Origin of the sequence: Pseudomonas sp. JL3 (assembly GCF_031570575.1) — a bacterium.
GTDB lineage: Bacteria > Pseudomonadota > Gammaproteobacteria > Pseudomonadales > Pseudomonadaceae > Aquipseudomonas > Aquipseudomonas cucumis.
The window spans coordinates 14,030-27,362 of sequence record NZ_JAKWJK010000001.1 but is presented as its reverse complement, the minus strand read 5'-3'; the positions used below and the strand labels follow the sequence as shown (position 1 = coordinate 27,362).

Below are 13,333 nucleotides of genomic sequence, written 5' to 3'. Positions count from 1 at the left end.
CGTCATGATGTCATCATCTGATCGTTAGCTTGTGTATGAAGCTTTGATCAAGTCGGTCTTTCCACCACCCGAAAAAGCGACCTTCAGCAGATATCGCCGCCCAGCTCATCAAGGCGCCGCCTTTACCGTCAGCCAAAAGTGCCAGTGCGTGAGGTTGAGGTACAAACTTACTCAACTGCCGGCCTTCTAAAGCAGCGGCTAGATTCCTCGCGAGTATTGGCCCCTGTCGCACGGCGTAGACTCCGTTACGCGGGCAATCGGGCAGGCTGGCACAATCACCCACGGCTAGAATGTGCTGATGGGATACGCTTTGAAAAGTCGGAGTAATTGCGACAAATCCACGTCCATCCTGTGCAAGAGTTCCCTCTTTTAACCAGGGCAGAGGCGTTGCTCCGGTGGCCAAAATGAGTCGCTTGCCGCGCCAAACGATCTGCGATCCACATAGCAATGCATCGCCATATACCGTGTCGACTGTCGAACCCTCGATTAGCTTTACATTAGCACTCGCGAGGCACCGAATTGCCCGAGCTCTCAGTCCTGGCGGATGCCCGGCAAGGATTTCTCCAGAGCTTATAAGTGTTAATTCTGGAACCTGCGGTGCAAGGGCAAGAGCGAGCTCAACCCCAGCAGCACCACCACCCAGAATTGCCAAGGGCATAGGTAATTTCTGCCAGGTACGCCAGGCACAGACGAGCCCCTCGAAAGGCTTCACTGGAACCAGCTCCAACTCGCGAAAGTCTCCCGGCAGTGGCTGTGGTTTTGAGCCGACGTTTAGAGACAACCAGGTAGCCGAGCAAACACGCCCATCGGCAAACCTCAACGAGTTTGAGTTGGGGTCAATGCCTACAATCTCCCCCTGTATCAGTTCGACACCTGCGCTAGCACAGAGCGGAGATAGAGGCACACGACACTGCTCTGGCCGATACCTTCCAGCCAGCAAGCCCGGAAGCATCCCAGAGTACCAAGCCGATGCTCCATCGCTTATGAGAGCGATACGTCCGTGAGGCCGAAGAACAGAAAGCCACTGACGAAGCACCTCCAAATGGGTATGGCCAGCTCCTGCAAGCAGGAGGTCAAATTCCGCGCTCAAGACGGTTTCTCGTCCGTATTGAAGCCGGACTCAATACGCGGGGTGCCGCCGAGGCGCCATCGATGAAATTTTGAAAGCCAGTGCAGTGCTCCGATGGGGGCACGAGCACGCTTCCATTCTCCGGCCGCGTATTTGTTCGCTTCAGCCAAAGTAGGATAGATATGGATCGTGCCGAGTATTTTGTTCATGCCGTAGCCGTGTTGCATGGCAGCCACGTATTCGATGATTAGATCACCTGCATGCTGGCCCACGATTGTTACGCCGAGGATCCGATCCTTGCCAGGTTCAGTCAGCACTTTGACGTAACCGTAGGCTGCGCCATCGACGATAGCCCTATCTAAATCATCAATGCCAAAGCGGGTGACTTCGTAGGCAATGTCTTGGGATTCAGCTTCTTGCTCATTCAAGCCAACATGTGCCACCTCTGGATCAGTGAACGTCGCCCAAGGAATCACCCGGTAATCAACTTTGAATTGCTTAAAGCCCCCAAACAGTCCATTCACTGCGGCATACCAGGCTTGGTGAGCTGACGTGTGGGTGAATTGATACGGGCCCGTGACATCCCCTACAGCAAAAATATTGGGGAAGCGTGTTGCCAAGTATTCGTTGGTATTCAGGGTGCCGTTGTCTCGCACCTCCAGACCAAGCTCTTCAGCGCCGAAATCTTTTACATTAGCGACTCGACCCAAGGCCAATAGCACCTGATCAAAAGGTATTTTCACTTCGCTGTTGTCTGCCAGATTTACGCAAATAAGCTGCTGCTGGCCTTCAAATACTTCAAAACATATAGCTTTATGCTGCAACCTGATATCGACGCCATCCGCCCTGAGGCTTGCCATAACGATTTCACTCGCATCGACATCTTCACGGATCATTAACCGCTCAACCATCTCGACTTGGGTCACAGCACTTCCGAGGCGCTGAAATGCTTGTGCCAACTCACACCCGACTGGCCCACCTCCCAAGACGAGCAATCGCTTTGGTTGTTCGCGCAATGCCCATATGTTGTCCGAGGTAAGAGGAGTGATGAGCTCAATACCTTTAATCCTGGGTATCAAAGAACGGGCACCAGTGGCAATAATGATGGATCGAGTGCTCAGGGTTTTACCATTGACCTCAACTGTCCAGGGAGAAGTGATCCTCGCTTCTCCCTCAATGACTTCTACGCCCAGCCCTGTGTATCGCTTGATGGAATCATGCGGTTCGATCTCCGACACCACGCGCTGAATACGTTGCATGACTGCCGCGAAATCAACCTCGCTGGTGACCGATCTAAAGCCCAGGCTTTCGGCTTTTTTAAGTTCGTGGGCAAATTTGGCAGATCGAATGAGTGCTTTAGAAGGCACACATCCCGTGTTCAGGCAGTCGCCACCCATCTTGTGCTTTTCGATAAGCGTAACCTTTGCTTTCACAGCCGCCGCTATGTAAGCCGATACCAAACCACCGGAGCCAGCGCCAATAACCACCAAATTGCGATCAAATCGCTTGGGCTTCTTCCAGCTCGCATACACTTTACGAGTCTTGAACCATTCCAGAATTTTGCGAGACAAAATCGGTAGCAACCCAAGTAGCAGGAATGCACCGATGAGACTGGGTGAGAGGATTCCAGCCAACGAGTTGAGTTGACCAAGCTCGCGACCGGCATTCACATAAAGCAGCGTGCCGGGCAGCATACCCAGCTGACTGACCCACCAGAATGTGCGCACAGGCAACTTGGTCAATCCCATCGCCAGGTTGATCAATACGAAGGGGAATACGGGTACCAGTCGCAAGGCGAATAAGTAGGATGTCCCCTCACGCTCAAGCCCTTCGTTTATTCCCATCAAGCGTTTACTGAACTTGGCTTGTGCCCAGTCGCGCAGCATGAAGCGACTGATCAGCATCGCCAATGTGGCTCCAAGCGTCGATGCAAAGGACACCAGGATCGTACCGCCGAATAAGCCGAATAATGCACCGCCAAGCAGAGTCATCAGAGCGGCACCGGGTAGTGACAGTGCTGTCACCAATACGTACAGAAAGAAATACGCGCCGCCAATGAACCAAGGGTTGGCAGACACCTGCTCACGAAACGTTTCCTGTTGGGTTTTGAGGTTTGTCAGGTCGAGATATTGGCCCAGATCGAAGATAAAAAAAGAAGCGATCAGCGCAGTTATCACCACCAAAAGTATGAGCTTACGAAGGTTCATGAGAGAGGGTCCTTTAGCGTAGAAACTGAACACTCCTGAAAGTCGCCCAGCAAGGCTGATGGTGGAAGATCGTCAGTTCCATTGAGTAAACGATCACGATAAGAAAGTGCTGCCGGGCTCTGTGAGGGCCATTGTCGGTCGAAGTCCTGGAGGAAGGCCGCATGGTTGTATTCAAGTGAGATTGCTTCGACATAGAGTCCGAGCAACTGAGCGCGATAAAGCGCCTGGGGATGGGAGGTGGAAGCTATCCGCGTGACAAGCCCTTTACGTTCTGCGTTGAAGTTTGGAAGGCCGGCAGCTCCGTTATTTATCACCGCCCCAGAACCCCAGCTCAAGGCTGCGGGGGAGCAGGTGTGGCTGGTGGCGAATACGTCGATTTTTCGTTCAGCCATCCAATCCGCCAATTCCTTTTGGCGATCAACAGATTTTAATGCCTGACGTGAACACTGCCAGCCGGCAAGTGAACGCTCATCACCATGACTGATGGCGACTGTACGTCCGGCGACTTCGACCAATGCATGGGCAGGACGCAACGCCAGACTATTCGGATCCATTGATCCACTCCCTAAACTTTTAATGCGCCGGCGCAACTCGAGCCCTGACCAGCGGTGCAAGCAAAGCAATGGTCGCGGGTATTGATGGGGTTATTTTCCAGGCTTGGAGATTGGAGCAAGTCACGCAGATGAGGCCGATCACGACCAATCAGATCAGGCATGAACATCGGCAGGTCTAGCATTTGGTTGAAGTCGCAGTCGTAGAGGTAACCTTGCCAGTCGACGCTGATCAAGTTCCGGCACATGACTGCATCGAGATTTTCTGATCGATAGCTATCTCTGAGCAGCTGCATGTAATTACCGAACTGCCCCTTGCTGACCAGGGTGCTTCCAAATCGGGCTATGGGTTGGTTGATGATAGTCAGGAGATGGTTGAACTGAATGCCGAAATCTTCAGCCAAGTGAACTTTGTAATCGATCTCGAGCTGAGCCTGTGGAGGCGGCAAGTTTGCGCCTTGAGGGTTGTAAACAAGATTCAGGATCAAGCCGGTGTCAGAAAAACCGTATCCGAGATTGTTGAGCTTCTTGAGGCCTTCAATACTGGCGTCGAATACCCCATCACCACGTTGCCTGTCGACATTCTCACGGGAGTAGCAGGGCAGAGATGCAGTCACCTCAACTCCTTGCTCAGCCAGAAACTCCGCTAAGCCTTCATATCCTGGCTCACTGAGAATCGTTAAATTACAGCGGTCAATGACTCGCAATCCTTCTCGCCGAGCATGGACAACGACTTCTCTGAAACGGGGATGCATTTCCGGAGCACCACCCGTCAGATCAAGGGTTTTCACTGGATGGGCATCAATGACCTGATGCAAAAACGCCAGGCTCTCATCAGTCATCGATTCCTTGCGAGTGGGGCCTGCATTCACATGGCAATGCAGGCACCGCTGGTTGCAAAGATAGGTGAGGTTAATCTGCAAGGCTTCCAGTTGCCCTCGGCGAAGGGGCGGAAAGCTCAATGCATTCAGAAGCGGTAACATTGCGCGCATGACGATAGCTACTCTCGGAAAACTGATGTTCTGAGGCCGAAGCCTCTCGGTATTACCAATAGACCTCGAAAACCAGCTAGTGATCTCGCTGAGGCGTTCCTGCTCGATAGGGCTTTACGCGTCGCAAATCAGAAAAAATTTCGGCCTCGATGCCTGCTGCCTGTGATCTGTCCGAAATACCTGATTAGGTCTGAGTACGTAACCTTCCCATCAGACAATGCGTGGGCAGTGGCCAAGCATCACTTGATGCCGAGTGGACGATCCAGCGACATTGCACCTCCACCACGTGCGACGATGAGTAGTAGGCCCGCCCAGGAAAAGTGCGTTGGCCAGGCATCAGGGTAGACAAACACCTGGATTGGTCTGCAATGCGGTTCCAAATGCCGTGCAAGGACTTATCGGAAGTGGACGACGTATTTCGTATCAAGTCCATGATGCCTCCTTTGGTTAATCTTCAGAGAGAGCTAGGGTGTTTACAGCGACGAACGCGTTGGTACTGAACAAGCGGGCAATGAGTTCTGACAGATCTAAATCAGATTGAACCTCAAGGGCTTTTTCTGCGACCAGTTCAATAGGCAGGTATGCCGCGCAGGCGTCTAGAAACGTGCAGTCTGCGGCACTGACGGCCTCCCAACAAATCCGGCCTTGCTTGCGCGTCAGAAGCGCTCCTTCGCCGCGCCAGTCAAGTTCGTCAGGTATGTCCCGCTGTTCTCGATTGAGTCGCCAAATGGTGTAGACCGGTTGGTCTGGAAACCAGGCCCAACGAAAAGCAGCCCTCGGTTCGAGCCGGCTACGAGCCAAGTCCTTATGGGATAAGCTCGCAAATGCACTCGGATCAATGTCGTCACTTCCGATGATCGCTTCTTACCGATGTTCAACAGAGTCTGTGCTCTGTCCCGTTCGGCCAGCAAGACGTCGAATCCTGGGATATTGTCGTCGCGCTCGATCAAGGTCGGACGTATGCCGATCCGTTCGATAACGCGTTGATACAGCAACCAGACGTTGTCAGCGATGGGGGCATCGTGAGTGTCTATTAGCAACCGCGTATCTCCCGGATCCACTGCGCGGCCTGCCAAATGGATTTCCACAATCGCCTTGGCCGGGAAGGCATCCAGATACGTCGCCGCATCGAAGCCCAAGTTATGCGCGCTGATATGTACGTTATTGATATCCAGCAGTAACCCACAACCAGTTCTCACGCTCAGCTCGGTCAAAAAGTCGAGTTCGCTGAATTCATGACCCTCCAGGCGTAGGTAATGGGTGGGGTTTTCAATTGCGATATGACGTCGTAGGGCGTCTTGTGTACGTTGGATATACTAGGCGCATTACTCGGACGACGCTGGCTGCGTTGGTAGCAGATCGCGTGCATCACCCGTGCTGGCGGTAAGAGATATCTGCCAACGCCATCACTTCGGGCGATGCGTGATACCGGACGCATATTGGGATCAAGCAGATGAGCTCGCTGAACAGTCATAATCCATGCCTGGTATTGCTTTGCAAGCGACCTGCTTTAGGCCACTCAAAACAGCGTCTGGCAGAGGGAATTGGTAAGGCACGCGCCCTGGATATTGCTCAGTTACTTCTTGAGTGCGCTGTAGAAGACCTTTCGGTTTTCCCGGGCCCTCGAGCTTTGGCTCCTGATCAAGCACAACACCAGCAATGGGGGCAGGCTTTGTGCGAGAGCGCACTATGCATTCCACAGAGTGAGGGAAACCTCGGTGATCGCTTGAATGCGTTGGATATGCAGCTCCGTAACCTAGGTCACCAGTACCTGATTTACATAGGAAGCGACTGCCCATTGTTAGGCCCTCATGACTATCAGCGTGTGAGCGAGCAACTTCAGCACTCAGATACAGTGCTCATGATGGCGCAAGATGGTGGCGTTGTTCTTATGGCCTCTCGTAAGCCTTGGCCAACCTTGAGAGCTTTGCCTTGGAGCACTCAGCATCTGGGTCAAGCATTAGCCGAATGTTGTCGGAATTCAGGCCACTTGGTTTCACTGGAAGGTGAGTTATCCGACATTGACCTCCAAGAAGACCTAAAACCCTTGCTAGAGGCATTGGCTCACGATGCACGACCTGCGAGATTAAAACTGAAAAACGCGTTGGCAGATCTACTGGAAGTATCAGATGAAAAATAAAGGCTCTGTCAGCGTTATCGTGCCTTGCTGGAATGACGAAGCAGCGCTGGAAAAGCTGCTCAGCCATTTAAATCTAATGGCAAAAAATGAGCGTGAGTCACTACAACTGATCGTGGTAGATGCGGCCCAAAGCGCGAATTGCCTAGAAATTTGTCAGCGCCATGGTTCGCTTTGGGTACCTGCATCACCCTGCCGAGGTGAGCAGCTTCGCTTGGGGGCAAGCCACGCAGTTCATTCGATTCTCTGGTTTTTGCATGCTGACGCTCATCTGACGTGTGATTGCTTGCCTGCTATCCGTGATGCAATCAACTCTGGTGCATCGGGAGGGTATTTCGCATTTAGATTTTCCAATGCCAATTGCTGGCAAAGCAGATTGTTAGAAAAGCTAATCAATGTGCGTACCCGTTTTGGGATTCCTTACGGAGACCAAGGATTATTTTTCCAGCACGATATCTATCTGTCGTGCGGACAACATGATGCGTCACCGTTGTTTGAAGAGGTCGAACTTGTGAAGCGCGTCCGAGAGCAAGGCCGATTCGTAGAGCTAGCTCAAGGTGTGGGAGTTGATGCCAGGCGCTGGCAGCGCGATGGTTGGTGGCGTCGTTCATTTCGTAATCGTTTACTCGCGATAGCTTATTACATGGGTGTCCCAGCTTCCCGATTAGCAGCCATTTATAGTTCGCGAAAATAATCACTTCTGTCGGCTTAACCAACCCACGCATTCCCGAAAATTCACGGATCAAAGGGGGAATATTGCTAACTCCCGTCCATCCTGATGCAGATGTATACGTATCCCCTACGGTAGTGGTTCAGTATTAAACCCGTAACGTGTTCAGTTTCGCATCGGTACTGCCAGACAGCGGACTTCGCTACCCAGCGCAGGCCTTACGGCGCTGTCTCTTCGCGCAGATTGAGCTAGGCCATTGTTTCGACGCATCAGTCGGCGGGGAGGCGTATGGTTAAGTCTGTGATTCACATGGAGGTTTGGTCTGCGCAGCGGATCGTATGCTCCCGAACCCGATGCCGGTTTTTCTCTGATTGAGCTGGCTATAGTCTATCGTTGAGCTGCGAGACCAATCTACGTACATCCGATTTCTCCGATGGCATTGGGGGATGCGTCGTCGACTGCCAATCTTGAGCGATAGAGCTATGCGCAGAATAGTTCGCTACCTTTTTACTAGCCTGCTTTGGGCCGGGTTGAATTTTACCATTCCGGGCATTCAGGCAGACAGTTCCAGTCTGCCGTTGCAACCTGTCGCCAGCATCGATCTGCCTCGGTTCATGGGTACCTGGTACGAGATCGCCCGCACTCCCAACCGGTTTCAGAAAAGGTGCGCCGGTTTCACCCGCACCGATTTCCATCTACAGGTCGACGGCACGGTGCAAGCGGTCAACCGGTGTCGATTGCACGATGGCCAATTGCATCTTGCTCTCGCCACTGGTCGGCAAGTTGGCGCTCCGGACTCTCCCAGGCTTAAGGTGCGCTTCGCTCCAGCGTGGATGTCGTTCCTCCCCGCAGTGTGGGGGGACTACTGGATTATTGATCTTGACGAACAATACCAATTGGTCGCCGTCAGCGAGCCGACTCGCAAATACTTATGGATTTTGTCGCGAACAACTCGTGTGAAACCGCAGGCCTACGCGGCACTGCTGAAACGACTGAAGGACAAAGGCTTTATGGTGGAACAGCTGTTGATGACAAAGCAATAGGCTAGTTAACTCTAAACAAGTCTCTAAGGTGTTTTCATCAGGGGGGCATTATTAAGGCAAGATGCGTTAAGCATGTCTAGGCACGATGCCTTTGCTTGATTGAGCGCGAAATCACTATAGTGAGTGGTGGGCAAAGCCGCGAAGGTTGCCATACCGACCATAACGGCCGAGCACCCTTTCGGGTGCCGATGCGACTATCGGCTCCTCGAGCGTTACAAACATGCCTGCGATATCCCGTTAGATAGCTATCGCAGTATAATCTTTTTTGATCGCAATGTTGTATTAGCTATACTCGCGCAGGGCATGACCTTCTTGACCAGTTTCCCAATGGTCATACCTTGGATCAAAATGGAGAACACTACGATTATGTAGGTTAGGGAAACCACTGTATCGCGTGCCTCGCTCGGCGGAAGCGATAAAGCGAGGGCCACTGAAATTCCTCCTCGTAGGCCACCCCAGGTCATTACGCTCCAAGCACCTTTAGGAAGCCGAAAGCGTTTACCCAAGACAGCGATAGGAACACCGACCGTCAGCAATCGCGACAGCAACGTTAAAGCCACGACCATCAATCCAGTGGCGATAAGAGCATTTGAAAAATGTATCAGAACCACTTCTAGGCCGATCAGGACAAATAAGACTGCATTAAGGATTTCGTCCATCAATTCCCAAAACATGTCGAGATTTTTCTTGGTCTGTTCAGACATTGCATAGGAACGGCCATGATTGCCAATAATCAGCCCCATTACTACCGTAGCAATGGGGCCGGAAACATGTAGATGCGTTGCGAGGGCATAGGCGCCGAGCACAGCGGCCAAGGTGATGAGGACTTCCTCTTGATAGCTGTCGATACTTTTGAGCATCCGGTAGATGACGTACCCGACGACTGCACCTAGAAGAGCGCCGCCGCCTGCCTCCTTCAACAGTAACTGCGCGGCTCCCGCAACCGATGGGCCTTCACCGCTGGCGATCATAGCCAAAATGAGAGAAAACAGGACTACGCTGACTCCATCGTTGAATAGAGATTCGCCCGAAATAACCAGTTCAACGCTACCGGGAGCACCAGCAGACTTCAAAATGCCCATCACAGCGATAGGATCGGTTGGCGAGATCAGAGCACCGAACACCAGACAGTAGGCGAGCGGCATACCGAGATCTGTCAAAGACAATAACGCCCATAGACCGAAACCGATAAATAGCGTCGACAGGGTTGTGCCTATTGCGGCGAGGGACGCTACCTGCCATCTGTAGATACGTAACTGCGACAAGTCGACGTGCAAGGCCCCAGCGAATAGCAGCAACGACAACATGCCTTGCATGAGCAATTCGGAGAAATCTATGGATTGCACCAGCGATTGCTCAAGCGTGTGCAAGGCATGGAAGCCAAGGCTATCAGCTGCCATATTCAGCAGCGATATGCCAAGTGCGATACCCATGACGCCAATGGCGGAAGGAAGTCCCACGTAACGTCGGTTAACGTAGGCAAGTAGGGCTGTGACACTTAGAAATATCGCAATAATGTCTAGCATTCAACGGTTAGCTCCGGGGTATGTGCGATAGTTAATGATAAGGATGCGCTCTGCGGTGAGGCCTGCTATTCAGTTTGAAAGCAATAATGCCTAAGAGTGCAACATTTGCCGGTTGGTCGCGCTGCCCTGACGGTAGCTTGGACACCATCGGCGCATCGGTATCACAACCAAAGATATGGCCCATGCCATTTGTGTGTGGCGGCAGAGGAGGGGGGCCATGCGCGATACGCTGAGTCATTCGACTGCTAACCACGATGGTTACAGAGCTTTCACTCAAATCGACAGCCCACTGTTAAGAGTGGATGGATGCCGTATTTCGCGAAGGCCGCTGCCGCCGACTCGACTTGAATTGCCTTAATCTTACAATCCGATAGAAAGTATCTGATAGGCTTTTCGGGCGAGCAGCAAATTTCAACGTACGCCTTTTGGCGATTTTTCCTTCCAGCATACCGAGGTTCCATGCAAGCCGAGATGCAGGAGATCAGCGACCATCTCTATCGTTTTGCTCCATTTGATAAGCTGCCTAGGGAGTCTATAGTTGCTATGGCTCGGCGAGTTGATGTGCGTTACTTCAAGGCCGGTAGCGACATCCTGGAAGCGGGTGCCGTTATCCAGGATTTGCACTATGTGCGCAGCGGCGCAGTGGAGATTTATCGACGCAACGGCGAGCTTTACAACCGGCTTGTCGAAGGCGATATCTTTGGCCAGGCAGGGCTCTTGCGCAGTAACAAAGTTCGTTTTCCTGCGAGAGCACTTGAAGACAGTCTGATTTACTACATCCCCGCCGACGTATTCGCCGATCTGTGCGCACAGCATGACGCCTTTGCGGATTTCGTTGAAGCTGAAGGGCACTCCAGGCTTAAGTCTGCAGTCGAAGCGCAGGGCCGGGCGAGCGAACTGATCCAGCTCAAATGCCGAGCCTTGCTGTCACGCTCCCTGGTCTGGGTGACGTCGGATACCATGGTTGGCGAGGCTGCAAAGCTGATGACCGAACAACGCGTTGCCTGTGTCGTGGTTATGTCGCCAGCGGCACTGCAGGCAGGAGAGATCCGGGGGATCGTGACCGACAGGGATCTTCGCACCCGCGTTGTCGCGGTCGGGAGGAACGCCGACGAAACGCTCATCAGCGCTATCATGACGACCGATCCAGTGGCCATAAATGCTGACGATTCAGGCTTTGAAGCCATGCTTGTCATGCTACGCCGCAATATCCATCACTTGCCGGTTCTCAACAACGGGCTCCCGATTGGCGTAATCAACCTCTCAGATATTATTCGGTACGAGTCCCACAGTAGCTTGTACTTGGTCAACAGAATATCTAACCAGACGTCGGTCGACGGTCTAAAGTCGCTTTTACGAGACCTGCGTGGAACGTACATCCGGATGGTGAAGGATGGCGCGACCGCGCACATGATCGGTAGCGCTATCTCAGGTATCGGCAGAGCTTTCACGCAGCGTCTGCTGGAGCTTGCAGAAGAAAAACTGGGCCCACCTCCAGTTCCTTACTGCTTCATGGTTCTAGGCTCCATGGCGCGCGATGAGCAACTGCTGGTAAGCGATCAAGATAACGCCTTAGTACTGGATGATCGATTCGATCCCTCCTCGCATGATGCATATTTCCTTAGCCTCGCATCGTTTGTAAGCGATGGCCTCGCCGCATGTGGGTACAGCTACTGTAAAGGCGGAGTAATGGCGACCAACGATCAGTGGCGCCAACCTTTGAGGGTGTGGCGCAGTTATTTTGATCAGTGGATCGAAAAACCAAACCCGACAACGTTGCTAAATAGCTGCATCTTTTTCGATCTGGATGGCGTATTCGGCCAGCTCTCGCTAGTGCAAGAACTCAAAGTTCTATGCGCTCGCAAATCCAGTTCCCACCCCGGATTTCTCAGTGCCATGGCGAGGATTGCACTGAACCGGACACCGCCCCTAGGATTTTTTCGTACCTTTGTCGTCGAGACAGATGGACAACAGAAAAGAATCATCAATCTTAAAGGTCGCGGTACGGCACCACTCACCGACCTTATTCGCATCCATGCTCTTGCTTGCGGCAGTACTGCGCAGAACTCGTTTGACCGTATCGATGCAATAGCTAGCTCTAACATCATGCCGCCCGAAGCATTGAAGCACTTGCGCTATGCTCTTGAGTTACTCTCTATGGTGAGGATCCGGCATCAGGTAGAGGCGCTGGAGCAGGGAGAAGCGCCCAATAACTATATCGAGCCTGAGCGCTTCTCCAATAGCGAGCGGCACAATCTCAAAGAGGCCTTCAAGGTGTTGAGTAACGGCCAGAATTTCCTGCGGTTCCGCTACCCGCCAAAGAGTCGTGTCTCAAAATGAATGATGCCAAGGCGGAGGCAGATCACCCGGGAAACTGGCCAGAAGTGTTCCGCGAGTTGGCGCAGAAGTCGGCTAATTCTTACTTGCGAAAGTTTTATCAGGCGGGCGTCGTTTCACCACACACTCTGATTGAAAACGTGCAATTTCTTGCGATGGACGTGGAGACAACCGGGCTCAATGCACAGGCTCATAGTATTGTTAGCATTGGTTTAGTGCCGTTCACCTTAGAGCGCATTTATTGCAGCAAGGCGGCGTATTGGGTGCTAAACCCATCATCAGAACTGAATGAAAAGTCGGTGACCTTTCACCACATTACCCATGCTGAGATTTTGAATGCTCCCTCGCTTCCGGAAGTGCTGGAGCCACTTCTGGACGCCATGGCAGGCAAAGTGGTCGTCGTCCATTACCGCAATATCGAGCGTGAGTTCCTAGATGCAGCATTGCGGAGGCACCTCGGAGAAGGCCTGAGGTTTCCGGTCGTAGACACGATGCAATTGGAAGCCAGGATGCATCGGCAAAAGCAAGGTTGGGTTGCCAGGCTCATGCGTCGCCCGCAGACATCCATACGATTGGCCGACAGCCGCACGCGCTATAACCTTCCAGCCTATCAAGGGCATCATGCGTTAACCGATGCCCTCGCTACCGCTGAGCTGCTACAAGCGCAGATAGCTACGCATTATTCATCAGCGTCACCTATTAGTGCGCTATGGGACTGACGGCCCAGCACTAAGCGGGGTGCCCGAAATGCCATGGCGGGAGGCTTCTCAAACGCCTCGAAAGTCTGTTAGGCGATATGCA

At 52.6% G+C, this 13,333-nt stretch carries 10 protein-coding genes and 2 pseudogenes; 5 read left to right on the top strand and 7 right to left on the bottom strand.

Translation table 11 applies throughout. The features are described 5' to 3' along the window. Nucleotides 1-13 precede the first annotated feature (13 nt). The 6 genes and pseudogenes from MMG91_RS00125 to MMG91_RS00100 form a co-directional block, all read right to left on the bottom strand. Nucleotides 14-1,036, bottom strand: coding sequence for an FAD-dependent oxidoreductase (locus tag MMG91_RS00125; RefSeq protein WP_310658711.1), 1,023 nt, complete (start codon nt 1,034-1,036; stop codon nt 14-16). A gap of 50 nt (nt 1,037-1,086) precedes the next feature. Continuing rightward, on the bottom strand, nt 1,087-3,276 hold the full coding sequence (locus MMG91_RS00120; RefSeq protein WP_310658319.1) for an FAD-dependent oxidoreductase: 2,190 nt from the start codon (nt 3,274-3,276) through the stop codon (nt 1,087-1,089). Then, nucleotides 3,273-3,830 (bottom strand): hypothetical protein, encoded by a 558-nt coding sequence (locus MMG91_RS00115; RefSeq protein ID WP_310658318.1) that lies wholly within the window; start codon nt 3,828-3,830, stop codon nt 3,273-3,275. Before MMG91_RS00115 ends, MMG91_RS00120 begins: the two co-directional genes overlap by 4 nt. A gap of 11 nt (nt 3,831-3,841) precedes the next feature. After that, the gene (gene arsS, locus MMG91_RS00110) at nt 3,842-4,819 is read right to left on the bottom strand and encodes an arsenosugar biosynthesis radical SAM (seleno)protein ArsS (RefSeq protein ID WP_310658317.1); all 978 of its coding nucleotides are present in this window, start codon (nt 4,817-4,819) and stop codon (nt 3,842-3,844) included. A gap of 239 nt (nt 4,820-5,058) precedes the next feature. Continuing rightward, nucleotides 5,059-5,178 (bottom strand): annotated as a pseudogene (locus MMG91_RS00105) (DoxX family protein); the annotation flags it as partial. A 513-nt stretch (nt 5,179-5,691) separates the two neighbouring features. Further along, nucleotides 5,692-6,132, bottom strand: a pseudogene (locus tag MMG91_RS00100) (DUF692 family multinuclear iron-containing protein); the annotation flags it as partial. A gap of 140 nt (nt 6,133-6,272) precedes the next feature. On the opposite strand from MMG91_RS00100, the gene MMG91_RS00095 reads away from it, so the two are divergent. The 3 genes from MMG91_RS00095 (at nt 6,273) to MMG91_RS00085 (ending at nt 8,669) form a co-directional block, all read left to right on the top strand. Continuing rightward, a complete protein-coding gene (locus MMG91_RS00095) occupies nt 6,273-6,959 on the top strand; it encodes a DUF2064 domain-containing protein (RefSeq protein ID WP_310658316.1) in 687 nt (228 codons plus the stop codon). Beyond that, nucleotides 6,949-7,650 (top strand): TIGR04283 family arsenosugar biosynthesis glycosyltransferase, encoded by a 702-nt coding sequence (locus tag MMG91_RS00090; RefSeq protein ID WP_310658315.1) that lies wholly within the window; start codon nt 6,949-6,951, stop codon nt 7,648-7,650. The genes MMG91_RS00095 and MMG91_RS00090 overlap by 11 nt, the downstream gene beginning before the upstream one ends. Before the next feature lie 458 nt (nt 7,651-8,108). Continuing rightward, a complete protein-coding gene (locus MMG91_RS00085) occupies nt 8,109-8,669 on the top strand; it encodes a lipocalin family protein (RefSeq protein WP_310658314.1) in 561 nt (186 codons plus the stop codon). 245 nt (nt 8,670-8,914) lie between these two features. Here MMG91_RS00085 and MMG91_RS00080 read toward each other — a convergent pair whose 3' ends face one another. Then, a complete protein-coding gene (locus MMG91_RS00080) occupies nt 8,915-10,195 on the bottom strand; it encodes a sodium:proton antiporter (RefSeq protein WP_310658313.1) in 1,281 nt (426 codons plus the stop codon). 459 nt (nt 10,196-10,654) lie between these two features. Between MMG91_RS00080 and MMG91_RS00075 the strand changes: the two genes are divergently transcribed. Together MMG91_RS00075 and MMG91_RS00070 are read left to right on the top strand one after the other, a co-directional pair. Further along, nucleotides 10,655-12,535, top strand: a complete 1,881-nt coding sequence (locus MMG91_RS00075) for a DUF294 nucleotidyltransferase-like domain-containing protein (protein ID WP_310658312.1) — start codon at nt 10,655-10,657, stop codon at nt 12,533-12,535. Continuing rightward, a complete protein-coding gene (locus MMG91_RS00070) occupies nt 12,532-13,251 on the top strand; it encodes a 3'-5' exonuclease (RefSeq protein ID WP_310658311.1) in 720 nt (239 codons plus the stop codon). Before MMG91_RS00075 ends, MMG91_RS00070 begins: the two co-directional genes overlap by 4 nt. The last annotated feature ends 82 nt before the right edge of the window (nt 13,252-13,333 follow it).